At 75.1% G+C, this 24,595-nt stretch carries 16 protein-coding genes and 1 pseudogene; 12 read left to right on the top strand and 5 right to left on the bottom strand.

Going from position 1 to position 24,595, the window contains the following annotated elements:
• Positions 1 to 153: 153 nt before the first annotated feature.
• A complete protein-coding gene (locus ACO229_RS02995; protein WP_423463709.1) occupies positions 154 to 1,179 on the top strand; it encodes a LacI family DNA-binding transcriptional regulator in 1,026 nt (341 codons plus the stop codon).
• Between the two features lie 10 nt (positions 1,180 to 1,189).
• Here ACO229_RS02995 and ACO229_RS03000 read toward each other — a convergent pair whose 3' ends face one another.
• Together ACO229_RS03000 and ACO229_RS03005 are read right to left on the bottom strand one after the other, a co-directional pair.
• Positions 1,190 to 2,926: an FAD-binding protein gene (locus ACO229_RS03000; protein WP_423463710.1), complete on the bottom strand. Its 1,737-nt coding sequence runs from the start codon at positions 2,924 to 2,926 to the stop codon at positions 1,190 to 1,192.
• Positions 2,927 to 3,018: 92 nt separating this feature from the next.
• On the bottom strand, positions 3,019 to 3,675 hold the full coding sequence (locus tag ACO229_RS03005; protein WP_397417583.1) for a heme oxygenase (biliverdin-producing): 657 nt from the start codon (positions 3,673 to 3,675) through the stop codon (positions 3,019 to 3,021).
• A 128-nt stretch (positions 3,676 to 3,803) separates the two neighbouring features.
• Between ACO229_RS03005 and ACO229_RS03010 the strand changes: the two genes are divergently transcribed.
• The 8 genes from ACO229_RS03010 (at position 3,804) to ACO229_RS03045 (ending at position 19,034) form a co-directional block, all read left to right on the top strand.
• The gene (locus ACO229_RS03010; protein ID WP_423463711.1) at positions 3,804 to 4,715 is read left to right on the top strand and encodes an alpha/beta fold hydrolase; all 912 of its coding nucleotides are present in this window, start codon (positions 3,804 to 3,806) and stop codon (positions 4,713 to 4,715) included.
• 224 nt (positions 4,716 to 4,939) lie between these two features.
• Positions 4,940 to 6,262 carry an aspartate--tRNA(Asn) ligase gene (gene aspS / locus ACO229_RS03015; protein WP_423463712.1) on the top strand — a complete coding sequence of 441 codons (1,323 nt, stop codon included), beginning with the start codon at positions 4,940 to 4,942 and terminating at the stop codon, positions 6,260 to 6,262.
• 143 nt (positions 6,263 to 6,405) lie between these two features.
• The gene (locus ACO229_RS03020) at positions 6,406 to 10,218 is read left to right on the top strand and encodes a DUF4132 domain-containing protein (protein ID WP_423463713.1); all 3,813 of its coding nucleotides are present in this window, start codon (positions 6,406 to 6,408) and stop codon (positions 10,216 to 10,218) included.
• A 123-nt stretch (positions 10,219 to 10,341) separates the two neighbouring features.
• Positions 10,342 to 11,490 (top strand): ATP-binding protein, encoded by a 1,149-nt coding sequence (locus ACO229_RS03025; protein ID WP_423463714.1) that lies wholly within the window; start codon positions 10,342 to 10,344, stop codon positions 11,488 to 11,490.
• The gene (locus ACO229_RS03030; protein WP_423463715.1) at positions 11,487 to 14,099 is read left to right on the top strand and encodes a DUF5682 family protein; all 2,613 of its coding nucleotides are present in this window, start codon (positions 11,487 to 11,489) and stop codon (positions 14,097 to 14,099) included. Before ACO229_RS03025 ends, ACO229_RS03030 begins: the two co-directional genes overlap by 4 nt.
• Positions 14,096 to 15,289, top strand: a complete 1,194-nt coding sequence (locus tag ACO229_RS03035) for a VWA domain-containing protein (RefSeq protein WP_423463716.1) — start codon at positions 14,096 to 14,098, stop codon at positions 15,287 to 15,289. Before ACO229_RS03030 ends, ACO229_RS03035 begins: the two co-directional genes overlap by 4 nt.
• Positions 15,286 to 17,106, top strand: a complete 1,821-nt coding sequence (locus ACO229_RS03040; RefSeq protein WP_423463717.1) for a hypothetical protein — start codon at positions 15,286 to 15,288, stop codon at positions 17,104 to 17,106. Before ACO229_RS03035 ends, ACO229_RS03040 begins: the two co-directional genes overlap by 4 nt.
• Positions 17,107 to 17,156: 50 nt before the next feature.
• Entirely contained in the window at positions 17,157 to 19,034 is a 1,878-nt protein-coding gene (locus ACO229_RS03045) for a bifunctional 3'-5' exonuclease/DNA polymerase (protein WP_423463718.1), read from the top strand.
• A 7-nt stretch (positions 19,035 to 19,041) separates the two neighbouring features.
• Here the strand turns inward: ACO229_RS03045 and ACO229_RS03050 are convergent, their stop codons facing one another.
• On the bottom strand, positions 19,042 to 20,337 hold the full coding sequence (locus ACO229_RS03050) for an aspartate aminotransferase family protein (protein WP_423463719.1): 1,296 nt from the start codon (positions 20,335 to 20,337) through the stop codon (positions 19,042 to 19,044).
• 115 nt (positions 20,338 to 20,452) lie between these two features.
• Between ACO229_RS03050 and ACO229_RS03055 the strand changes: the two genes are divergently transcribed.
• The gene (locus tag ACO229_RS03055) at positions 20,453 to 21,436 is read left to right on the top strand and encodes a LysR family transcriptional regulator (RefSeq protein ID WP_423463720.1); all 984 of its coding nucleotides are present in this window, start codon (positions 20,453 to 20,455) and stop codon (positions 21,434 to 21,436) included.
• Here ACO229_RS03055 and mtnN read toward each other — a convergent pair.
• Both mtnN and ACO229_RS03065 read right to left on the bottom strand, forming a co-directional pair.
• A complete protein-coding gene (gene mtnN, locus ACO229_RS03060; RefSeq protein WP_397417559.1) occupies positions 21,405 to 22,127 on the bottom strand; it encodes a 5'-methylthioadenosine/S-adenosylhomocysteine nucleosidase in 723 nt (240 codons plus the stop codon). The two genes, ACO229_RS03055 and mtnN, sit on opposite strands and share 32 nt — an antisense overlap.
• A 158-nt stretch (positions 22,128 to 22,285) precedes the next feature.
• Positions 22,286 to 22,729 (bottom strand): annotated as a pseudogene (locus ACO229_RS03065) (S-ribosylhomocysteine lyase); the annotation flags it as partial.
• Between the two features lie 106 nt (positions 22,730 to 22,835).
• Between ACO229_RS03065 and ACO229_RS03070 the strand changes: the two are divergent.
• Positions 22,836 to 23,750, top strand: a complete 915-nt coding sequence (locus ACO229_RS03070; protein WP_423463721.1) for a Nif3-like dinuclear metal center hexameric protein — start codon at positions 22,836 to 22,838, stop codon at positions 23,748 to 23,750.
• Positions 23,751 to 23,842: 92 nt separating this feature from the next.
• Entirely contained in the window at positions 23,843 to 24,586 is a 744-nt protein-coding gene (locus tag ACO229_RS03075; RefSeq protein WP_397417553.1) for a zinc ribbon domain-containing protein, read from the top strand.
• The last annotated feature ends 9 nt before the right edge of the window (positions 24,587 to 24,595 follow it).

Below are 24,595 nucleotides of genomic sequence, written 5' to 3' on the forward strand. Positions count from 1 at the left end.
TGGCAAATTTGAACGATCAAATTATGCTGAGCCCGAGATTAGGGAGCGTCCGGGCGGGATGTCAAGGCCGGGTGCCGCCCTAGGATGACGTTCCGGACGCCCCGGCTGCGGGCGGCGCAGGCTGGTTCACGACGGCGGGCAGGAGGGATCACCATGGCGAAGGTCCCCACCGTGCAGGACGTCGCCCGCGCCGCCGGCGTGTCCCGGCAGACCGTCTCCAACGTGCTCAACTCCCCGGAGATCGTCCGGGCGCCCACGCGGGAACGCGTGCAGCGCGCCATCGCCGAGCTCGGCTACCGCCCGCACGCCGCCGCCCGCCGGCTGCGCACCCGGCGCAGCTCCACCCTCGGCGTGCGGCTCGACCCGTACGCGGGCGGCATCTCCGGGGTGGTGCTCGACCGTTTCGTCCACGCCCTGACCGAGCACGCCAGCGAGCGCGGCATGCGGGTGCTGCTGTACGCGGCACGCACACCGGGCGAGGAGATCGACCGCATCGGCGACCTCGTCGACGGCGGCGAGATCGACGCCGTCGTGCTCACCGGTACGTCCCACGAGGACACCCGAACCACCTGGCTGCAGGAGCGCGGCGTCCCGTTCGTCTCGTTCGGCCGCCCCTGGCGGTCCGACGGCGGCGTGCCGCCGCACTCCTGGGCCGACGTCGACGGCGCCGCCGGCACCCGCGCGGCCACCCGGCACCTGCTCGACCGCGGCCGGTCCACGATCGCGTTCCTCGGCTGGCCGGAAGGATCGGGGACGGGCGACGACCGCGCCCGCGGCTGGCACGAGGCGATGACCGCTGCCGGCGCCGTCGGCCCCCGCTGGCACACCGAGGAGAGCGTGAGCCTGGCGCGGGACCTGACCGGCGCCGCCCTCACGGCCCAACCGGCCGTGGACGCGATCGTCTGCGTGAGCGACTCCCTCGCCATCGGTGCGCACCTCGCGGCGACGGCGCTGGGCCGGCCCGAGCTGCCCGTGGTCGGGTTCGACAACACCCCGGCCGCCGAGGCGCTGGGCATCAGCAGCGTGGAGCAGCTCCCGGAGCAGGTCGCGGCCGGGGTGCTGGACCTCCTGATGGGGCCCACGGGCAGCGTCGTGCTGGTCCACGACGCCGCCCAGGAGCCGACGTACGTGCTGGTGGAGCCGCGGCTGATCCTCCGCGACCCGCTGCCGCCGCGCTGAGCCCCCCGGCTTACTCGACCAGCTTGCCTGCCGTCGAGACCTCCTGGGCCGCGATCAGGGTGGCGATCTCCTCCGGGACGGCGGGGATCTCCTCGCGGACGATGCCCGTCGACGGCGACCAGACCAGGTTCACCTGCAGGTTCGGGTCCAGGTCCGGGTAGTCGCTGCGGTTGTGGCAGCCGCGGGTCTCGCGCCGCTCGAGCGCGGCCTCCAGCGTGGCCCGCGCCGCGATGAGCGACGCCTTGAGGTCGAACGCGTGGGCGAGGTCCTGGTAGCCCGCGATGTCCGGGTGCACGCCCACGTGCGTGGCGCGCTCCTCGATCTCGGCCAGCTCCTCGATGCCTGCGAGCAGCCCCGCCTCGTCCCGGACGACGCCCGCGTGCTCGGTCATCGTGTTGCGCACGGCGCGCTGCAGGGCGCGTACGTTCTCGGTGCCGTCGGCGGCCAGCAGGTCGGCGACCTCGGCGCGGGCGCGGGCCTCGGCGTCGTGGGAGCGGCGCTGGGCCTCCAGGCCGGCGGAGTAGGCCGCGGCCGCGCGGCCGACCAGGCGGCCGAAGACCAGCAGCTCGATCAGCGAGTTGCCGCCCAGGCGGTTGGCGCCGTGCAGGCCGCTGGACGCCTCGCCGATCGCATACAGGCCGTCCACCTCGGTGCTGTGGTCCTCGGGCCGCACCCAGACGCCGCCCATCGAGTAGTGCGCGGTGGGCGCGATCTCGATCGGGTCGGTGGTGATGTCGAGCATCTGCAGCTCGAGCATCGTCTGGTAGACGCGCGGCAGGCGCGTCATGATCGTCTCCCGCGGCAGGTGCGAGACGTCGAGCCAGACGCCGCCGTTGGCTGTGCCGCGCCCCTCCTTGATCTCGGTGTACGCGGCCAGGGCCACGCGGTCGCGGGTGGACAGCTCCATCCGCTCGGGGTCGTACGTCGCCATGAACCGCTCGCCCAGCGCGTTGCGCAGGATGCCGCCCTCGCCGCGCGCCGCCTCGGAGACCAGCGTGCCCGCCGCGTTCTCGGGCTCCAGGATGCCCGACGGGTGGAACTGCACCAGCTCCGGGTCGCGCAGCCGGGCGCCCGCCTCGACCGCCAGGCGGAACGAGTCGCCGGTGTTCTCGTCACGGCGCGAGGACGTGCGCCGCCAGATGCGGTTGTGCCCGCCCGCGGCGAGGATCACGGCGTCGGCGTGGATCAGGTACGGCGTGCCGTCGGTGAGGTCGAAGCCGTAGGCGCCGAAGACGGCGCCGTCGTGCGTCAGGATCCGGGTGACGTACACGGAGTCCAGGATCGGGATGTCGAGCTGCGTGGCCCGGTGGACCAGGGACCGCTGGATCTCCAGGCCCGTGTAGTCCCCGGCGAACGCGGTGCGGCGGTAGGTGTGCGCGCCGAAGAACCGCTGCGAGATGCGGCCGTCCTCCTCCCGGGCGAAGGCCATGCCGTACCGCTCCAGGTCGGCGATGCCCTGGGCGGCACCCCGCGCGACGATCTCGGCCGTGTGCGGGTTGGCCAGGAAGTAGCTCTCCTTGATGGTGTCGGCGGCGTGCTGCTGCCAGCTGTCCTCCGCGTCCATCGTGCCGAGGGCCGCGTTGATGCCGCCCGCGGCGAGCGAGGTGTGGGCGTCCATGCGGGGGCGCTTGCCCAGCGCGAGGACGTCCACCCCCTGCTCGGCGAGCTCGATCGCGGCCCGGAGGCCGGAGCCCCCGGTGCCGATGACGAGTGCGGTGGTGGAGATGCGCCGTTCGATGGTGTCCATACCCGAGTTGACACCGCAGCCGGCCTGGTTGTGACCCCCCTGCGCTGTGACAAGTCAGACGATGTGAGATGTCGGACGCGCAGGTCACAGGGTCAGCAGTGGACCTCGGCGAGCTCCGTGAAGACCGCCCGGTTCAGGCGGAACGCCAGGTGCGTCTCCGCGAGGGTGGCCGCCACCTCGTCCTCGTCGAGGTCGAGCAGGTCGAGCTGGTGGCGGTAGGCGTCCTTGAACACCTTCACCTTCGGGATGTCGGGGAAGGTGTAGAACGCGAGGCCCTCCTCGTCCAGGCCGTAGTGCTGCTTCATCATCCGCTTGACGATCTGGCCGCCCGACAGGTCGCCCAGGTAGCGCGTGTAGGAGTGCGCCGCGTAGTGCGGCAGGCTGCCGCCGACCTCGCGGACGTGGTCCGCGTAGGCGCGGGTGGCCGGCAGGACGCGGATCTCCTCGCGCCACGACGGGCCGTACAGGAACGCCAGGTCCCGCTCGATCGCGGGCACGCGGGTGAGCTCCTGGAACACCAGGCCGGCGCCGCGATGGTCGGTGCCGAGGGCGGCGCTCGCCTCCTCCAGGGCCTCGTACACCACGAGGAGCTGGGCCGAGAGGTCGGCGTACGCGGCTCGCGTCAGCGCGCCGGACATGAGCTCTTCGATGAACTGCTCGGAGTTGGCCTCGCCGTGCGCGACGCGAGTGCCCTCGCGCAGCAGGGCGGACAGGGGGACGGGGGCGAATTCCTCGACGGGCAGGCTCACGGGTTCTCCTCCGGCGCGACGCTGGTGTGCTGACAAGATGTCATCACGTTGCGAGCATAACAGCAGAAGTTAGGGCAGCCTAAGCTCTCTTCGTGAGGGGTGTCGGTGGCTCGCGCTAGCGTCGGGGCATGCCCGGTACTTCGTTCGATCCGGCATCCGGTGCCGGCCTGCCCCCGCCCGTCCTGGTCGAGCTGCCCGGTGGCGATGCGGCGCCCGACGGCGGTGTCCGCGTCGCCACCTACGTGCTGGAGCCGGAGGGCCGGAGCCCGGCCGGTGACGTCGTGCTCTGCCACGGCACCCCCTGGTCGGCGCGGGTGTGGGCGCCCGTGGCCCGGGCCCTGAGCCGCGACCACCGGGTCTTCCTCTGGGACATGCCCGGGTACGGCGCCTCGCCCAAGGGGGCCGACGTCGCGGTCGACCTCGTGACCCAGCGCCGCCGTCTGGCCGCCCTGCTCGGGCACTGGTCGCTGGACCGGCCGCACATGGTGGCGCACGACATCGGGGGAGCGGTGGCGCTCGGCGCCCACCTCCTGGAGGACGTGGAGGTCGCGAGCCTGTTCCTGCTCGACATCGTGACGTTGGACCCCTGGGGTTCGCCGTTCTTCCGGCTCGTGGCCGAGCACGAACCCGTCTTCGCGGCCGTGCCCGGGCCGCTGCACGCCGCCCTGGTGCGGGAGTACATCGCCGGGGCCGCCAACCACGGCCTGCCGGACGACGTGGTGGCCACGCTCGCCGAACCCTGGCTCGACGCCGTGGGCCAGGCCGCCTTCTACCGGCAGATCGCCCGGCTCTCGCCCGAGCACACCGCGCCGATCGTGCGCCGGCTCGGCGCGGTGCGCAGCCCGGTGCGCATCGGCTGGGCCGACGCCGACCCGTGGATCCCGGTCGAGCAGGCCGCCCGGCTCCGCGCGGCGCTGCCCGGCGACCCGGGGGTGGTCACCTTCCCCGGGCGCGGCCACCTGGTGCCCCTGGAGGACGACGCCGCGGTGGGGCGTGCCGTCCGGACCTGGCTCACGGAGGTGGTCTCCGGGCGGGTGTGAACGGATTCGTGGTGGCGCCACGACCGCCGTCGGGCATAGCGTGTGCGGTGGTGAGCGTGAGGCGTGACGAACCTCGGCCCGGTCCGCCGGGCAGGCGCCCGCCCGCGCGTGCGGCGTACCGACGAGAGGCCGGGGCTTCCCGGCAAAGGAGTGGTGGCACCGCGACCTAGCCCCCGCCCGCTCCTCCAGGGCCTGCGCCTTCTGGAGGAATGATGAGACCACCCTTGCCGTCCCTGACCGCGTCGCCGACCGGCATCCCCGAACCCGGACGTGTCCTGGCCCGTGACCTGCCGGCCGCCCCTGCCGGTGCACGCGTGCGCCTGCAGGGCTGGGTCCACCGGCGCCGGGAGCTCGCGACCGTGACCTTCCTGGTGCTGCGGGACCGTACCGGCCTGACCCAGGTGGTGGTGCGCACCGGCGCCGGGCAGGACGCACCGGACGTGCCGCCCGAGGAGACCACGGTCGAGGTGACCGGCACCGTCACCGCCAACCCGCAGGCCCCCGGCGGCGTGGAGGTCACGGAACCGGAGATCGTGGCCCTCACCGGCGCGGCGGAGACGCCGCCCGTCGAGCTGTGGCGGCCTGCGCTGACGGCGGCGCTGCCCACGCTGCTCGACCACGCCGCCGTCGCCTGGCGGCACCCCGCGCAGAAGGCGCGGTGGGAGGTCGCCGCCGCGAGCCTGCACGGGTTCCGCGCGACCCTCGACGCCGCGGGGTTCACCGAGGTGTGCACGCCCAAGCTCGTGGGTACCGCCACCGAGTCGGGCGCGAACGTGTTCGAGGTCGACTACTTCGGGCGGCCCGCCTACCTGGCGCAGTCCCCGCAGTTCTACAAGCAGCAGATGGTCGGCGTCTTCGAGCGGGTCTACGAGGTGGGGCCGGTGTTCCGGGCCGAGCCGCACGACACGGTGCGGCACCTGGCGGAGTACCGCTCCCTGGACGTCGAGCTCGGGTTCGTGCGCGACCACCGGGACGTGCTGGCGGTGCTGCGCGACGTCCTGGCCGGGATGTCGGACGCCGTCCGCGCGTCGGGGGCCGCCGACCGGCTGGGCGTCGAGGTGCCGCGCGTCCCGGACGCGTTCCCGGTGCTCCACTTCGCCGACGCCCTGCGGCTGGTCGGCGCGCCCGCCGACGAGCCCGACCTGGCGCCGGAGCACGAGCGGGCGCTGGGTCGGTGGGCGCTGGCGGAGCACGGGTCCGACTTCGTCGCGATCGAGGGCTACCCGATGGCGAAGCGGCCCTTCTACACCCACCCGCAGCCCGGTGACGAGCGGTGGAGCAACAGCTTCGACCTGCTGTTCCGCGGCCTGGAGCTCGTGACCGGCGGCCAGCGGCTGCACCGGTACGCCGACTACGTGGCGGCCCTCGCGGCCCGGGGCGAGGACCCGGCCGCGTACGCGTCGTACCTGGCGGCGTTCCGGCACGGGATGCCGCCGCACGGTGGGTTCGCCATCGGTCTGGAGCGCTGGGTGGCGCGGCTGGCCGGGGCCGCCAACGTGCGCGAGGTGACGCCGTTCCCACGGGACCTGCACCGGCTGGCGCCCTAGCCGTCCGTGCCCGTGCGCCCGGTCCTCGGCCGGGCGCACGGGCGTGTCAGAGGCCACCAGTACCTTGTGGCGCGTGCTGCCGGAGGCAGCACGATCCAGGGGCGAGCTCTGCCCCGGGGCCGACGACGACGTGATGGGGCGAGATGCTGCAGGAGCTGATGGACCGGGTGCTGGGCGGCGACGAGACGGCGCGGGGCGCAGCGGAGGCGCTGGCCCCGTTGTCGCTGGTCAGCGACGGTCTGTACGAGGACGCGGTGGGTTACGTGCTGCAGGGCACCACGCCGGAGGTCCTGACGGGCGTGGCGTCCGCCGCCACGGACGACGTCGACCGGCTGCTGGACCAGCCGGGCCGCACCACCTACTGGTCGAGCTGGGTCTCGCCCGACCTCGTCAAGAAGGTCGCCGCCCGGCACAAGGGCTGGACCACGGACAAGGGCGTCAACGCGCGCCGGCGCATGTACGTGACCGGCTCCATGGAGCAGGTCGTCCGGCTCGCCCGCCTGCTGGCGCAGGCCTGCGAGACGGTCGAGATCCCGGGCGTCCCCGAGTGGCTCTCGCTCCTGGTGCACGACATCGGGCACATCGGCACGCCCAAGCGCAACCGGCCCGGCACGGGCGACCAGCCCACGCGCACCCGCTGGACGCCCGCCACGTTCGAGGAGGCGGCGGCCGAGGGCGGCGTCCCGGCCGACGACGTCGCGCGCACCGTGCTCGTCGCGATCGTGCACCGGTCCGCGAAGAGCCGGTCCTGGTACTCCGACGCCCGCGAGGGGATCATGAAGTCCGCCGCCTTCGGCGAGTACGTCGGCGAGCACGCCCCGCTCCTGGCCGACGTCGTCCCGACGCTGACCGCGGCCGGCAAGGAGGAGGTGCTCGGCCGTATCGGCACGCGCCTGTCGACGCAGGAGGCCCCGGGCGAACAGTTCGCGCGGATCGTCGCGGAGCTCGCCGTCGACTCCGCCAAGGGCGTGCGCGTCGCGGCCCTCAAGCATCTCGCGGGCCTTCCCGACCACCAGCAGGTGGCACTGCTCGCGCCGTACCTGGCCGGTGCGCCGTCGGGCCGGCTCGCCGAGGCCGTGACCCGCCTGGTGGCGCTGGAGGGCGGCCTCGACGCGTGCGCGGCGGCCCTCGCCCCGCTGCGCGACGAGAACGGCAAGGTCGCGGGCGGGCAGGGCGCTCGGGTCAGGCTGCTGGAGCAGACCCTGGAGCGCTCCCGCGCGCTGGAGACGCCCGTCGAGACGGCCGCCGTCGAGCTGCCGGAGTGGCAGCCGCTGCCCGACGTCCTGCTCGACGACGCCTGGCTGGCCCAGCTCCGCGCCGACATCGAGAAGGCGACGGTCGAGGCGCGCGACAACCTCGCCGAGATGAAGAAGCGGTTCTCGGTGAACTCGAAGGACTGGGCCCTGCGGTCCGCCCAGAACAACCTCGACCGGCTGCAGAAGATCACGGACAAGGACCTCGACGCGCTGCCGGGCGCGCTGTCCGGTCGGGAGCCGGTCAAGAAGCTCGGCCGCTACCAGGCCTCCGCGCTCGTCCAGTGGCTCACCGAACGCCGTCGCGACCCGTTCGCCGGGCAGGGCCTCATGGTGCACATCCGCCTGCAGGCGCTGGTGCACGCGGGCCGGGGCAACCGGAACAACCTGCTGTGGAGCCTGCGCGGGAATCTCGACGAGCTCACCGACCTGCGCCAGCTCCACGAGGCCCTGGTGCGCGTGCAGGTGCAGGAGCCCGAGGAGCTCATCACCGAGCTCGTGCTGCACCGGTGGTGGGGGCAGGAGGAGGTCCCGGCGTCGGTGTCCTGGCCGTGGTTCGCGGAGCGGCCGGAGCTGCTGGACCGCATCCTGCAGTCCGGTGAGATCGGCGGCGAGCGCATCGCCAAGGCGCTCGACGTGCTGCGCGAGTTCCCGGCCGTGCCGCCGATGCTGCTACCAGGCCTGACCGCGCTCGCCCTCGGGTCCGGCAAGACCCACCGGCTCGCCGCCCAGCAGGTGCTCGAGGCGCACGCCGGCGCGCGCCCGCTGGCCGAGCAGGCGCTCGCGGACACCAAGGGAGAGGTGCGGGCCTCGGCCGCGGCGTGGCTCGGCCGCATCGGCGACCCGGCCGCCGTGCCGGCCCTGCGCGCCGCGCTCGGCAAGGAGCGGCGCGAGGCGGTGCGCGCGGCGCTGCTGTCCGCCCTGGAGTCGCTCGGCGACGACATCGCGGCCGACCTCGCGCCGGAGATCCTGCAGGCCGAGGCGGTCAAGGGGCTCCGGGCCAAGGTGCCGGCCGCCCTCGGCTGGTTCCCGTTCGAGCAGGTGCCGGACGTCCGCTGGGCCGCCGGCGCCGACGGCGAGCCGGGCGGCGTCGTCCCGCGGGACGTGGTCCGCTGGTGGCTCGTCCTGGCCACGAAGCTCAAGTCGCCCAGCGGCGAGGGCCTGATCGCCCGGTACGTCGGCCTCCTGGACCCGGCCTCGCGGGCGGCGCTCGGGTCGTTCGTGCTGCGCGCCTGGGTGGCGCAGGACACCCGCGGCCCCGACATCGAGAGCTCGCGCGCCCACGCCGACCACTTCGCGCAGGCCAACTGGAACAACCTCCAGTCCATGATCAAGCGCTACCCCGAGTACTACGCGGGCGAGGCCGGCAAGACCGTCGAGGACGTGTGGAAGGGCCTGTACCGCGACCACCAGGCCACCTACCTCGGGTCGGCCACGCAGGAGAAGGGCCTGCTCGCCCTGACCGTCGGCATGCCCGGTGCCGAGCTCGCGTCGACCGCCCAGCACTACTTCTCCGCGCACAAGGGTCGCCGCGCCCAGGCCGAGTACCTGGTGCGGGCGCTCGCCGCCAACGGCGACCGGGCAGCGGTGCAGCAGCTTCTCGCCGTCTCGCGCCGGTTCAAGCAGCGCACGGTCCAGGAGACGGCGACCGCGCTGGCGCAGGACATCGCCGACCGCAACGGCTGGGACGCCGACCAGCTCGCCGACCGCACGGTCCAGACGGCGGGGTTCGACGACGACGGCATCCTGCGGCTCGACCTCGGCGGGCCCGCGGGCGAGCGGGTGGTCACGGGGCGCATCACCGAGGCCTTCACGCTCGAGCTGCGCAACCCGTCCGGCAAGGTGGTCAAGTCCCTGCCGGCCAGGCGCGCGTCCGACGACGAGGAGGCGTACGCCGACGCGAAGCGGCAGCTCAAGGAGTCGCGTGCCGAGCTGAAGGCGGTCGTCGCGCTGCAGACCCAGCGGTTCGCCGAGGCCATGGTCACCGGGCGCACGTGGACGTTCGCCGACTGGAGCGAGTTCGTGCTCGGGCACCCGCTGATGGCGCGGCTCGCGGCGCGGCTCGTGTGGGCGGCCGAGGTGCCCGGGGCGGCCACGGCCGTCACGTTCCGGCCTGGCGACGGCGGCGCGCTGATCGGCGTCGACGACGAGGACGTCACGCTGCCGGACGACGCACGGGTGTTCGTGGTGCACGCGGTCACGCTGGGCGACGACCCCGACCGCGGGGCACCGGCCTGGCGCGCGCACCTCGCCGACTACGAGGTCACGCCGTTGTTCGACCAGGGGCTGGGTGACCAGCAGGCGGGGGCGGCCCTGCCCGACCTGCCGGGCACGGCCACCGTGATCGACACGCACAACGGCTGGCTGAGCGACTCGTTCACGATCCGCGGCCGCGCCACCAAGCTCGGCTACACGCGCTCGCAGGCGGAGGACGCCGGCTGGTTCTCGGCCTACCGCAAGGAGTACCCGTCGCTCGGCCTCACGGTGGAGATCGAGTTCACCGGCGCGTTCCTGCCCGAGGAGAACATCACGGCGGCCGTGCAGCACCTCGTGTTCCGGCGCACCGGGACCTGGAACGACCACGGCCGGATCGCGGTGCAGGACGTGCCGAAGGTGCTGCTCGCGGTCTCCTACCGGGACTACGTGTCCGTGGCGGAGGGCGGGGCGTTCGACCCGGACTGGGAGAAGAAGAGCGAGTACTGACCTCGTCCGGAGCCCGAGCGCGCCGACGTGTCAGTGGCTCCCGCTACCTTGATCGCACGCCGGCCGCGACGGCCCTGACCAGGGCCGTCGCGGTCGAACCGCACGCGATCACCGAAGGACGCCATGACTACGGACACCACCACGCCGGCGGGCACCGCCGCCGGCACGAGCACCGGCCCCGACGCCGAGATCCGCCCGCCCGCCGAGGTCCGCCACGCCGCCGAGCTCGCGACGCTCGACGCCTGGGACACCGAGCGCGGGCACGAGCGTCCGCCGGGCTGGCGGCTCAGCCCTCGTGCGGTGCGGGCGTTCGTGGTGGGCTCCGAGGAACTGGGCGTGAGCCGCAAGTTCTACGGCGACGACCCGCTGGTGGACCGCGCCGTCGTGTCCCTGATGGGGCGGCAGGGGCTGATGCTCGTGGGGGAGCCGGGCACGGCGAAGTCGATGCTGTCCGAGCTGCTGTCGGCGGCCGTGTCGGGGTCGTCGACCCTGACGGTGCAGGGCACGGCGGGCACCACGGAGGACCACGTGCGCTACTCGTGGAACTACGCGCTCCTGGTGTCCGAGGGGCCGAGCGAGCGGTCGCTCGTGCCGTCGCCGGTCTGCACGGGCATGCGTGAGGGGCGTGTGGTGCGCTTCGAGGAGATCACCCGGTGTGCCCCGGAGATCCAGGACACCCTCGTGTCGATCCTGTCCGAGAAGCAGCTCATGGTGCCCGAGCTCGGGCCCGACGCGCGGGTCGCGGCCCGGCCCGGGTTCACGGTGATCGCGACGGCGAACCTCAAGGACCGCGGAGTGCACGAGATGTCCGCCGCGCTCAAGCGCCGGTTCAGCTTCGAGACCGTGGCTCCGGTGCGGGACCGGGACTTCGAGATCGAGCTGGTGCGACGCCAGCTCGAGACGGAGCTCGGCCCGCGCGACGAGCGCCCCGAGGTGTCGCGCGAGGTGCTGGAGGTGCTGGTCACCGTGTTCCAGGACCTGCGCACGGGCAGCACCCGCGAGGGCGCACCCGTCAAGCGCCCCGAGACGGTCATGTCCACGGCCGAGGCGGTCAACGTGGCCGTCGCCGCGTCCCTGGAGGCCCGGTACCTGGGCGACGGCACCGTGACGGCGGCCGAGGTCGCCCGGCAGATCGCCGGGGTGGCGCTCAAGGGCGAGGAGGAGGACGCACGTCGGCTGCGGCACTACGTCGACAACGTCGTCCGTGAGCGGGCTCGGCACGACGCGCGCTGGAAGGCCTTCTTCGCCGCGGCAGAGCCGCTGTGGCGGTGACGGGCGCGTCCGCCGCGGCCCGGCGCACCGCCGCCGTCCGGGACCTCGCTCCGGACCGCCTGCGGTCGGCCGCGGACGCCGTCGGGCGGCTCCGCAGCGAGCGGGGCGTCTACCTCGCCCCGGTGCGGCACCACAGCCCCGCGTGCGCGGTGGCGGTGCGTGCCGCGATCGAGGAGCTGCGACCGGCGGCGGTGCTCGTCGAGGGACCGGAGGAGTTCACCCGGCTGGTGCCCGACCTGCTGCACGAGGCCACCCGCCCGCCCGTCGCGGTGCTGAGCCTGGGCGAGCCCGGCCCGGCGTCGGACGGCGGCACCGGAGGGGAGGGCGCCGGCTTCTACCCGCTGGCGTCCTTCTCCCCGGAGTGGGTGGCGCTGCGCGCCGGGCACGCCGTCGGCGCCGAGCTGGCCTTCGTCGACCGGTCCTTCGGGGAGCGGTCGGCGGCCGAGCGCGCCGTGGCGGGCGGCGAACCCGCCGCCGGGCAGGAGGACCCGTTCGCGCGCACCCTGATGTCCGAGCGCTACCTCGCGCACTCGGAGGCGGTCGCCGCCCTCGCGCGGCGGCTCGGGTGCCGGGACCACGACGAGGTCTGGGACCACCTGTTCGAGACCCGGCCGAGCACGCACCTGGCCGACTGGCGCGGCATGTTCGACGACGTGTTCGCGTGGGCCGCGCTGGCCCGCCTCGACTACGAGGAGAGCGTGCTGGCCGCCGACGGCTCGCTGGACCGTGAGGCGCGCATGGCGGCGCGGGTCGCGGAGGCAGCCGACCGGCACGCCGGGCCCGTGCTCGTGGTGACCGGTGCGTTCCACACGCTCGCCCTGGTCGAGGCGCTGTCGGGCGCGCCGGAGGGTGAGGCGGTCCGCGCCCGGCAGCCCGAGGGCGGGTTCGGGCCGCCGACCCCGGGCGAGGCGTGGCTGGTGCGCTACGACCACGAACGACTGGACGGGCTGCGCGGGTACGGGGCGGGCATGCCGTCCCCGGGCTACTACGAACGCCTGCACGCCGCCCACCTGCGGGCGCTGGGGCTGGACGCGGCGCCGCAGCCGGGCCCCGCCGGCCCGGGTGCGCTGGCCGCGGAGATCCTCGTGGACGTCGCCCGCGGCGCGGCCGACCGCGGTCACGCGGTGAGCCTGCCGCAGGTCAGCGCGGCGGCCCAGGCGGCGACCCGCCTGGCGGACCTGCGCGAGCGAGCCTTCCCGGGCCGCACCGACCTGCTGGACGCCGTGCGGTCGTGCTACGTGCAGGACGACGGCGGCATCGGCGGCCCCGGCGAGCCCGAGCGGCCGCTCGGGCTCGCCGTCGCCGAGGTCTTCGGCGGCCGGGCCCTGGGCGACCTGCCGCCCGGCAGCGCGTCGCCGCCGCTGGTCCGCGACGCCCGGGACAGGGTCCGGGCGGTGCGGCTCGTGGTCGACGACTCCGTGCCCCGCACGACCCGTCTCGACGCCCGGCGCACGGCGTCGCACCGCGCCCGGCGGCAGGTGCTGGCCCTGCTCGACTTCGTCGGCGCGGGCTTCGGGCAGCTCGTGTCCGGCCCGGACCACGTGGCCGGCCGCGGCCTGGGCCAGATCACCGAGGAGTGGCAGTACTGCTGGACGCCGCTGGTCGAGGCGCGGCTGGTCGAGATGGTGCACCTCGGCGCCACGCTCGACGCCGTCGCGCTGGCCCGGCTGCACGAGGCGGAGGCCCGCCTGGCCGGGACGGGGCCCGGTGCGGGCGCCTCCGTCGACGGCGTCGCCCGGCTCGTGGCCCAGACGCTCGTGATCGGGCTGGGCGCCCACCTGCCCCGGATCGTCTCGCTGCTGCGCACCACGCTGGACACCGACCGCGACGTCGACTCCGTCGTCGCCGGGGCGCGGCGCCTGCTCGGCCTCTGGCAGGCGCGGGTCGAGCTCGGAGCGCAGGAGCACGCGGCCGAGCTGCTGGACCTGGTGGGCCAGGCGCTCGCCACGGCCGCCTACCTCGTCGGCGACCTGGGCAAGGTCCGCGCCGAGGACGAGGACGCGGCGATCGGCACCCTGATCGGCCTGCGGTCCCTGCTGCGGGACGCGGCGGCGGCCGACGGCGAGACCGGCGGCGAGCGGGTCGACGCCGCCGCCCGGGTCGCCGTCGCCCGGGAGCTGGAGCGCCTGCGCGACGGCGACGGTACCGCCCCGGGCGTGGCGGGCGCTCTGCTCGCGCTGGGCTTCACCGACGGCGCGGTGCCCGAGGACGTGCTGGTCACCCGCGTCCGCGGCGCACTGACCGCCGGCGCGGACCCGGGCACCGCGGTGCGGTTCCTCGGCGGGGTGATGCGCGCCGCCCCGGACCTGATCCTGCACGCGCCGGAGATGTTCGACGCCGTCGACGAGGCACTGCGCGCCCTGGACCGGGACGCGTTCCTGGCCGTCCTGCCGGACCTGCGGCGCGCCTTCACCTGGTTGCGGCCCACCGAGACGCACCGGCTCGCGCGCCGCGTCGCCGAACGGACGGGCACGCGCGTGGAGCAGGTGGACGTGCGGGTGGTGCTCGCGGAGCAGGACCTGGCCGCGGGCCTGGCGCTGGACCGGGAGCTCGCCGCGGTGCTCGAACGAGACGGACTCGCCCACTGGGTGGCGGGAGGAGAGGCATGAGCGTGATCGACCCGGGTACGGGTGCGTCCACCGCGGTCCCGGACGACGAGGCCGCCCGTCGCTGGCGGCTGGTCCTGGGCCGGTACGCGGCCGACGAGCTGTCGGTCGGGCAGCAGGACGAGGGGCTCGAACGGTCCCTGCGCTACCTGTACGACCGTGAGTACGCGGCCCGCGGCCACCGCACCGGCCGGGGCGGCGACGGCGAGGCACGCCCCGACCGGGGCGCGGGACTCGGCGGGTCGCAGCCGCACGGCGTGGACGTGACGGCGCTCGGCTGGCTCGACGAGGCCGGGCGCCTGTTCCCCCGCGAGACCTTCGAACGCATGCAGGTCGACGCCGTGAGCCGGTACGGCCTCACCGAGCTGCTCCAGGACGACACCGCCATCGAGTCCCTGGAACCCTCGCGGGAACTCGCCGTCGCGATGCTGCAGGTGCGCGGCGCCCTGAACGAGCGTGCCGCGGCGGGCCTGCGCCGGGTGATCGAGCGGGTCGTGGAGGACATCGTGCGTCGCCTGCGTCCCCGGTTCGCGACCGCCGTCAACGGCCGGATCGACCGGTCACGCCGCTCGATGCACCGCGTCGCGCGGAACTTCGACTGGAAGCGCACCCTCCGCGCCAACCTGGGCCGCGTCGACGCCGCCGGGCGCATGACGGTGCAGGACGTCCGCTTCTCCGCCCGGGCCAAGCGCACCCTGACCTGGGACGTCGTCCTGCTCGTGGACCAGTCGGGCTCGATGGCGCCGTCGCTGCTGTACTCCGCGGTGTGCGCCGGGATCCTCTCCGGCCTGCCCGGCGTGAACGTGCAGCTCTACCTGTTCGACACCTCCGTGGTGGACATGTCCCACGTGGCCGACGACCCGGTCGCCGTGCTGATGACGGCGCAGCTCGGCGGGGGCACGGACATCGCGCGGGCCGTGCGGCACGCGGAGCAGCAGGTGCGCAACCCGTCACGGACCGTGGTGGCGCTCGTCAGCGACTTCTACGAGGGCGGGTCGGTGTCGAACCTCCTGGCGACGGTGCGGCGGATGGCGGCCTCGGGCGTGACCATGCTCGGGCTCGCCGCCCTGGACGAGGCGGCGGAACCCGTCTACGACCAGGGCACCGCCCGACTCCTGGCCGAGTGCGGCATGGAGGTCGCCGCACTCACCCCGGAACGGTTCGCCGAGTGGCTGGGGGAGGTGCTCTCGTGACCGGGACCACGACCGACCGGACCACCTACCCCTGGGCCGCCGCGTACGCGGGCCTGGACGACGACGCCCTCAAGGCACTCGGCAACGCGGGCCTGCTGCGACGCGCCCGCAAGGATCTCGGCGGCGTGACCGAGGTGTCGCACGACCCGAAGGGCGCCGTCCTCGCCGTGTCGGGGGCGACCGTCCGCGTGGACGAGCGCGGCCCGGCGGCCGTCGCGTGCGACTGCCCGACGGCGGGCGTGTGCCAGCACGTGCTGACCGCCTGCCTGTGGGCGGCGGGGGTGGCGTCGGACGTCGGGCCGCCGGACGTTGCGCCGGGTGCGGGGCCGGCGCCCGGCACCGCACCCGCCGCAACGGTGGTCGCACAGTCGGTGCCCGCCGTGCGCGCACCGTCCGAGGCCGTGCTGCGCCGGCGGCGGGAGGCGCTCGCGGAGGTGCGCGACGTGGTCGGGCGGCTCGTGTCCGGCGGGCTCTCCCACCTCGGCCCGGGCGACGCCGAGTCGCTGGCTGCGCTGGCCGGGCGAGTGCGTCTCGCCGGGTTCGACCGGGTCGGCACGGTGCGGTTCGACGGTCTGCTGCGGTCGGTCGGCGGCCTGGTCGCGGGCCTGGCCGGCCGCGACGACGCCGTGACCGAGCACGACCTGCTGGACGCGCTCGCCGAGACCTGGGCGATGTGCGAGGTGCTCCAGCGGGCGCTCGACGGGGACGGTGGTCCGGCGCGCGGGCAGGGCACCGGCCCGGCGGCGTCCGCGGACGCCGGGGCGACCGCGGGCAAGGGGAGTACCGACGACGAGACGGACGTCGCGCGCTGGGTGCCCCTCGGCGTGCGGTGGTGGACGTCGCAGAGCGGGTCGCGGGGCCTGGCCTACCTGGGCTGGGACGCGACCGCGACCGGCCGGGTGCGGCAGGTCGTCACCGGCCGCCCGGCGGGCACGGACCCCCGGTTCCAGCGCAGCTGGACCAACCCGCTGCTGTGGGGGCGCTCCCTGAGCACCCTGTGCGAGGGCGCGTTCTCCCTCGCCGCGGTGCGCACCCGGCCGGACGGCGCCCTGGGAGCGGGCGGGAACCCGGTGCTCCGCCGGCTCGACGGCGACGGGTTCGACCTGGACGAGCTCCGCACGATCGCGGAGCGCACGGGTGCCGGGGTGCGCCCGCGGGACGTCGTCGGGTTCGGCCGGCGCCCGGCGGGCGTGCGGCTGGTGCTCGTCCGGGACGTCGGCGAGGTGGGGATCGACGAGGTGCGGCAGGAGACGACACTGTCGGTCGTCGCGTCGGACGGCGGGCCCCACCTGCTGCGCCTGCCGGTGGCGGACGAGCAGGCGGTCCAGACGCTGCTCTCGGTCCGGTCACGGCTGGTCGCCGTCACGATCGAGCGCCGCGAGGAGCGGGACGAGCCGGTGGGCCTGTTCGTGCGGGACCAGAGCTCGATCAGGCTGGTCAGCCCCACGGTCACCCCGGTGTGGTCGCTGGAGCGCAGCTATTGGGACTTCTGGCGCCGCCGCATGCGCAGGCTGCGGGCCCAGGCGTCCGCCGCGCGGGCGGTCCGCGCACCGGCTCCGCCGCCCTCGCCGGTCCGGCGGGTGTCGCTCCTGCTGGGCGACGTCCTGGTGGCGGCAGCGGCGACCGGCCGGCCGGCGCTGACCGCGCGGCAGCGGTCGGACGTCGAGCAGGCGCGCGCCCTCGCGCGGGACCTGGGGCTCGGGACGCTGGAGGCGACCGCCGGCCGCCTGCTTCGTGACCGCCTGACCCCCGAGGCGGTGCTGCACGCCGCCTTCGTGGTGGGCAGGGCCCGGGCGGTGGCCGACGTGGCGGGCTGAGGACCGGGGCCCGGGGGCGGAGTGTCAGTGGCGCACGGCAGACTGGGCCCGTGCACACGGTGGTCTGGCGGGACGGCTCTGGCATCGGCCTGCGGCCGGTGTCCGACACCGGCACGCCCGAGGGCGAGGCGCGCGTCGTCGAGGCGGCGGGGCTCGCACGGGAGGCGTCGGCCGGCGAGGCGGCGCACGTCCGCTGGACCTGGGACGACACGAACGGCTGGTACCCGGCCGTGCTGGCCGACGGCGTCCGTGTCGACCGCGCGCACGACCTCCGGCTCGCCCACGCGGTGCTGCGCACCTCGGCCCTGTCGGCGCGTACCGCGCTCGCCGAGGCGGGGCCGACGGCCTGGGACCGCCTCGCCCCGGTCCCGCCCCCGGGCGGGCCGACGGCGGCGGCGCTGACCCGCCCCGAACGGCACCCCGGTTCCGAGCCGCTGTTCGACCTGGGCGAGATCAGCGCACCCCGCGGCGGGCACGAGACCACCTCGCGTGGCCGCGCCGCAGCAGGGGCCGGACCACGGCCGGCGTCCACCGGGCGGGACACCGGGCGGGACGGCGCAGGTCCGGGCGGTGCTGCCGCCGACCCGCTCGACCCGGTCGCCGAGCTGTCCGCCCAGCTGCTCGCGATCAAGGACAGCACCGACCCCGGCCGGCTCCGGCTCCTGCTCGCCGCCGAGTCCGCCGGGGCGCTCGCCGCCGCCGAGATGCACCACGCGGGCCTGCCGTGGCGCGGGGACGTCCACGACCAGATCCTGACCGACGCGCTCGGCCCGCGGCCCCGCCCGGGTGCCCGTCCGGCCAGGCTGGAGGCGCTGGCCCACCAGATCCGGGCCGCGCTGGACGCCCCGCCCACGCTCAACCCCGACTCCCACCCCGACCTGCTGCGTGCCATGGAGTACGCGGGCGTGGGCGCGCGCAGCCTGCGCAAGTGGGAGCTGGAGAAGCTGGACCACCCGGTCATCGCCCCGCTGCTGGAGTACAAGGGCCTGTACCGCCTCTACACCGCGAACGGCTGGAACTGGCTCGACACCTGGGCACCCGAGGGCCGGTTCCGCATGGAGTACGTGGTGGGCGGCGTCGTCACGGGCCGCTGGGCGAGCACCGGGGGCGGCGCCCTGCAGCTCCCGCACAGCGTGCGGCGCGCCGTGGTCGCCGACCCGGGGTGGACCTTCGTCGTGGCCGACGCCGCCCAGCTCGAACCGCGCGTGCTGGCCGCCCTGGCCCGCGACGAACGGATGGCCGCCGCCGGGCGCAGCAAGGACGGCGCGAACACCGACATGTACGCGGGCATCGTCGCGGCGGGCGCCGTCGACACCCGGGAGCACGCGAAGGTCGGCATGCTCGGCGCGATGTACGGCGGCACCACCGGCGTCAGCGCCCAGGTGCTGCCCCGGCTTGCCCGCGCGTTCCCGCAGGCCATCGACCTGGTCGAGCGCGCGGCCCGGGCCGGGGAGCGTGGCGAGGTGGTCACCACGAGGCTGGGCCGCAGCTCACCGCGGCCCGGGGACTCGTGGGCCGCCGTCCAGGGTTCGGCGTTCGACGAGGACGCCGGGGCCGACGCCCAGTCCCGTGCCCGCAGCCAGACCCGGTCCTGGGGCCGGTTCACCCGTAACTTCGTGGTGCAGGGCACCGCCGCGGAGTGGGCGCTGTGCTGGATCGCGTCGATCCGGCGTCGGCTGTGGGCGCTGGGGGAGAGCGCGGAGGGCCCCGCCGGGCTGGCTCCTGCCCCCTTCGACCGCCGGCCGCACCTGGTGTTCTTCCTGCACGACGAGGTGGTGGTGCACGCCCCGGCCGCGGTCGCCCAGGTCGTGGCGCAGGAGGTCCGGGCGGCGGCCGACGAGGCGGGGCGGCTCCTGTTCGGGGACTTCCCGGTGGACTTCCCGCTCAGCGTCGCGGTGACCGAGAGCTACGCGGACGCGAAGGGCTGAGTGCCGCTCAGCCGAGGGACGCCTTGAGCGACTCCTCCAGGATGTCCACGCCCCGGTGCAGGTCGTCCTCGCCGATCGTGAGCGGTGGCGCGATCCGGAAGATCCCGCCCATCCCCGGAAGCTGCACGATGTTCATGTGCAGCCCGCGGTCCAGGCATGCCGAGGTGACGGCGTTGCCCAGCGCGTCGGCGGGCACCTTGCTCCGCTTGTCCGCGACGAGCTCGATGCCCTGCAGCAGGCCGCGTCCGCGCACGTCGCCGACCACCTCGTACCGGTCGCGCAGCGCCACCAGCCGTTCCGTGAGCTGCACGCCCAGCCGTGCCGCGCGCGCGACGAGCCCGTCCCGCTCGATGACGTCGAGCACGGTCAGCCCCACGGCGGCCGCCAGCGGGTCGGAGACGTGCGTCGTGTAGAAGAGGAAGCCGCGCTCGTGGCAGACCCGCTCGATCTCGTCGCCGGTGACCACGGCGGCCACGGGCAGTCCCGCGCCGAGGGTCTTGGACAGCGTCAGGATGTCCGGTGTGACGCCGTCGCGCTCGAACGCGTACATGGTCCCGGTGCGGCCGAGGCCGGTCTGGGCCTCGTCGAGGATCAGCAGCATCCCGCGCTCCGTGCACATCTCCTTCAGCCGCCGCAGGTAGCCGGGCGGCAGGTCGATGATGCCGCCGGACGACAGGATCGGCTCGACCAGGCAGGCGGCGAGGCTCCCGGCCGACTGCTGGTCCACGAGCGCGAACCCGTAGGCGAGCTCGGCCTCCCAGTCGTACGACCCGTCCGCGGCCCGGAACGGCGAGCGGTAGGCGTTGGGCGACGGCAGCGCCAGGTTGCCCGGCGCGGGCGGGCCGTAGCCGCGCCGTCCGGCGGAGAACGTCGCGGACGCCGCGCCGTGGGTCATGCCGTGCCACGACCGGTCGAACGAGACGATCTCGTGGCGGCCCGTGAACAGCTTGGCCATCCGGAGCGCTGCTTCGTTGGACTCGGCCCCGGTGCTGAGCAGCATGGTCCTGTTCAGCGTGGGGGGCAGCGTGGCGTCGAGCCGGGCCGCCAGCTCCAGCACGGGCCTGCTCAGCATGCCGCTGAACAGGTGGTCCAGCGAGCCGATCGCCGAGGAGACCGTGGACACGATGTCCGGGTGCGCGTGCCCGAGGATCGAGCTCATCTGCCCCGAGGTGAAGTCGAGGATCGCGGCGCCCTCGTGGTCGTAGACGTACGAGCCCGCCGCACGCTCGATCAGGCGGGGGCTGAAGGTGGGGCCGTAGCGGATCAGGAGGCGGTCGGCCTCGTCCAGGAAGGTCGTGTCCATCGTGGTCCTCTCTCGCGTGCCGGATGCCATCGTCGGCCACCCGGAAGAATCAGCACAAGCACACAAGAACGGCTGACCGGTCGTCGATGGCGAACGGTTGCGTAAGGTCGGCGGCATGCTCAACCCCCGACGCCTCGAGATCCTGCGGGCCGTCCTGGCGGCCGGCTCCGTGCACCAGGCGGCACGCAACCTCAGCTACGCGCCGGCCACGATCAGCCAGCACCTGTCGGCCCTGGCCCGGGAGACCGGGCTGGTGCTGTTCGAGAAGCAGGGCCGGGGCATCGTCGCCACCGACGCCGCCCGGCACCTGGCCGACCAGGCGCAGGCGCTCCTGGCCGACTTCGGCCGTCTCGAACGCGTGGTGGCAGACCTGCGCGGCGGCCAGGGCGAGCACCTGGCGGTCGCGTGCTTCGCCTCGGCGGCCGAGCGGTGGATGCCCGGGGTGGTGGGCGCCGTCCGCGGCCTGCAGCCGAACCTCACCGTCGAGATCAGCCTGAACGAGCCCGTCGACGGCCGCGGACGCCGGCTGCCCGACCTCGACGTCCGGACCGAGCCGGTGACCGGGCCCCAGGTGCGGCTGGACGGGTACGAGCGGCACGCGCTCACCGTCGAGGGGTTCCTCGCCGTGCTCCCCGTCAGGCACCGGCTCGCGGACGCGCCCGAGGTGGCGCTCGGCGACCTCGCGGACCAGCCGTGGATCGACTACGACATCTACGACAGCCCGATCGGTCAGATCGTCCTCGCGGCGTGCGCCACGGCCGGCTTCACCCCACGGTACGCGGCCCGTCTCGACGACCACCGGGCGGCGGTACGGCTGGTCGCGGCGGGCGTCGGGGTCACCGTGCTGCCCCGGCTCGCCGTCCCCGGCCCGCACGACGGCGTGGTCACGCGACCGGTGGTCCGGCCGTCGGTCGCACGGCGCATCGTCGTGCACGCCCGGCGGGACCGGCGGCGGGCCGCGCTAGTCGCCCGTGCGGTCGCCCAGCTCCAGGCGGCGGCCCGTGAGTCCGACGCCGACGCGCCGGGCGGCCCTCAGCACCCGCCGGTGCCCGGAGCCGCCGGCGCCGTCAGCCCGCCAGCACCCCGAGAGCTGCCGTGACCAGGCGCGCGGACCGCAGTGCCGCGTCGTCCACGTGGGTCAGGAACTCGGTGCCGTCCGGCGCGCACAGGTCGGAGACCGCCCGCACCGACACGAAGCCGGTACCGAAACCGTGGCAGAGCTGGGCCAGCGCCGCCGACTCCATGTCGACCGCGAGCACGTCGGGGAAGTCGGCACGCAGCTGCGCCGCCAGGTCGGCGGTGACGAACTTCTCGCCGGAGGCGATGGTGCCCTCCCGCAGCACCGGCGTCGCGGACCCCGCGCCCGCACCCGCCGCCCGGCGCACGGCGTCGGCGAGCGCGGGGGCGGCGTCGTACGCCTCGGGCATGCCCGGGACCTGGCCCAGCACGTAGCCGAAGGCGCGCGCGTCGGCGTCGGCGTTCACGAGGCGGGTGCCGAGCACGACGTCACCGACCGCGACGTCCTTCGCGAGCCCGCCCGCGCTGCCCGCACTGATCAGCGGGACGTCGGCGCCGTACCGGAAGATCGCCCCCGCCCCGGCGGCGGTGGCGTTGACGAAGCCGATCCCGCTCCGCACGAGCACCACCGGGCGGCCGGCGAGCGTGAGGCGCCGGTGCTGCGCGCGTCCCACGAGCTCGGGCTCGGCCGCCTCGGAGGCGAGATCGAGGAACGGCGCGGCCTCGTCGTCCATCGCCACGACCACGACGGCGACGGGCGTGCCGGAGCTCACCGGCCCGTCGCCCCACCGCTCGCCGCGTCCTCGCCCGGCGCCGTCTCGCGTGCCGCACCGTCCCGCGTCGCCGCGTCCTGCGCCGCCGCCGCACGCGCCGCGGCGTCCCGGGCCGCCATGTCCGCGGCCGACGCCTCGCCCGGCGCACCGTCGCCGAACACCTGCGACCACACGCCCCGTGCCGAGAGGAACACCGACGCCGCCTCCTGCGCGCCGGCCAGCGTGTGGTTCGCGCCCCAGCCGCACTGCACCTCGTTGGCCGCGGGCACCTCGGTGGCACGCACGACGTCACGCAGGGTCGCCTCGACCAGGTCGAGCACGTCCTCGTACGCGGGCTCGCCCTGGAGCATGAGGTAGAAACCCGTCTGGCAGCCCATCGGCGAGAAGTCCAGCACGGCGTCCGAGTGGTTGCGCGAGTGCTCCGCGAACAGGTGCTCCAGGGAGTGCACGGTCGGCATCTCCAGGTGCGCCACGTTGGGCTGGGTGAACCGCACGTCGTACTTGACGATCACGTCGCCCGCGGGAAGCTGCTTGCGGTCCGCGAGCCGCACGTACGGGGCGGCGACGGCACGGTGGTCCAGGTTGAACGACTCGACGTTCATGCGGGGCGCCGACGAGGCGGACGCCGCGGAGGATGCTTGCTCGGTCACAGGACGAGCCTATGTCCTCGCGGCCCGCCCCGGGAGACCGCGTACTACGCTGCCACGCGTGAGCAGCACCGACGCCACCGCACCCGCCACCGACCCACGGGCACCCACGCTGGGGCAGGTGGTCGGCGCCCTCGACGGGCTCTACCCGCCCTCGACGGCGGAGGGATGGGACGCCGTCGGGCTCGTGGCCGGCGACCCCGCCGCGACCGTCCGCAGGGTGCTGTTCGCGGTGGACCCGGTGGCCGCCGTCGTCGACCAGGCCCTCGGCTGGGGCGCCGACCTGCTCGTCACCCACCACCCCCTGTTCCTGCGCGGCACCAGCTCCGTGGCCGCGACCACCTTCAAGGGCACCGTGGTCCACCGGCTCCTCACCGGCGGCTGCGCCCTCCACGTGGCGCACACCAACGCCGACGCCGCCCCGCGGGGCGTGGCCGACGCCCTCGCCGACCTCGTGGGCATCACCGACCGGCGCCCCCTCGAGGTGAGCACCGCCGGCCCCGACACGGACAGCCGAGGCATCGGCCGCGTCGGACGGCTCGCGGAACCGACGACCCTCGCCGACTTCGCCCGCCGTGTCGCCGCCGCGCTCCCCGCCACCGCCCAGGGCATCCGCTACGCCGGCGACCCCGACGCCCACGTCACCACGGCCGCCGTCCTCGGCGGGTCCGGCGACGGCTACTTCGACGCCGTTCGCGCGGCCGCCGCCGACGTCTACGTCACCTCCGACCTGCGCCACCACCCCGCCTCCGAGCTGCGCGAGCGCGCCGAGTTCGAGGCCCGGGCCGCGGGCGGCGCCGGACCGTCCGGCACCCCGTTCCTCGTCGACACCGCCCACTACGCCAGCGAGTGGCCCTGGCTGCGCTACGCCGCCGACGACCTCACGGCGGCGCTCGCGGCCGACGGGCTCGCGGTCGAGACGCGGGTCAGTGAGCTCGTGACCGACCCCTGGACCGGACGAGTCCCCTCTCGCTGACCCGGGGTGGGCACGGACCGGTGCTCCACGCCGTCGGGCGCGGGGTAGCGTTGGACCACCCCCGACCCGATCCGACCCGAGAGGACGCCTCCGTGGCTACCGCACCAGCCGAGGACCAGCGCAGGCTGCTCGACGTCCAGGCGCTCGACACCCGTGCCCAGCAGCTCGCCCACCAGCGCAAGAACCTGCCCGCGCTCACCCGGCTGAGCGAGCTCGACGGTCAGATCGCCGACCTGCGCACCTCGCTCGTCGAGTCCCGCACCCGGGTGGCCGACCTCAAGCGCGAGCTGACCAAGGCGGAGAGCGACGTCGAGCAGGTCCGCAACCGCGCCGCCCGCGACCAGCAGCGCCTCGACTCCGGCAGCGTCAGCGCCAAGGACGCCGTGGCGCTCACCGACGAGCTCTCCTCGCTCGCCACCCGCCAGGCCGCGCTGGAAGAGGTCGAGCTCGACGTCATGGAACGCCTGGAGGCGCACGAGGACGCCCTCGCCAAGGTCGAGGCCGCCAACGACGCCCTGGTCGCCGACAAGACCGCCGTCGAGGCCGAGCGCGACGCCGCCTGGGCCGAGATCGACGCGCAGGCGGCGGCGCTCGCGGCCGAGCGGACGCAGGCGGCCGAGGGCCTGGACGCCGGTCTGGTCGCCCTGTACGAGAAGCTGCGCGCCCAGCTCGGTGGCACGGGCGCGGCGGTGCTCAACGGCAACCGCTGCGAGGGCTGCCGCATCGACCTCCCGCCGGGCGACGTCGCGGCGATCAAGAGCGCGGCGCCGGACGCCGTGGTGCGTTGCGAGGAGTGCGGCCGCATCCTGGTGCGGGTCGCGTCCACGGTCGGCTGAACCGCACCA

This window comes from Promicromonospora sp. MS192 (assembly GCF_049532985.1).
Lineage (GTDB): Bacteria > Actinomycetota > Actinomycetes > Actinomycetales > Cellulomonadaceae > Promicromonospora.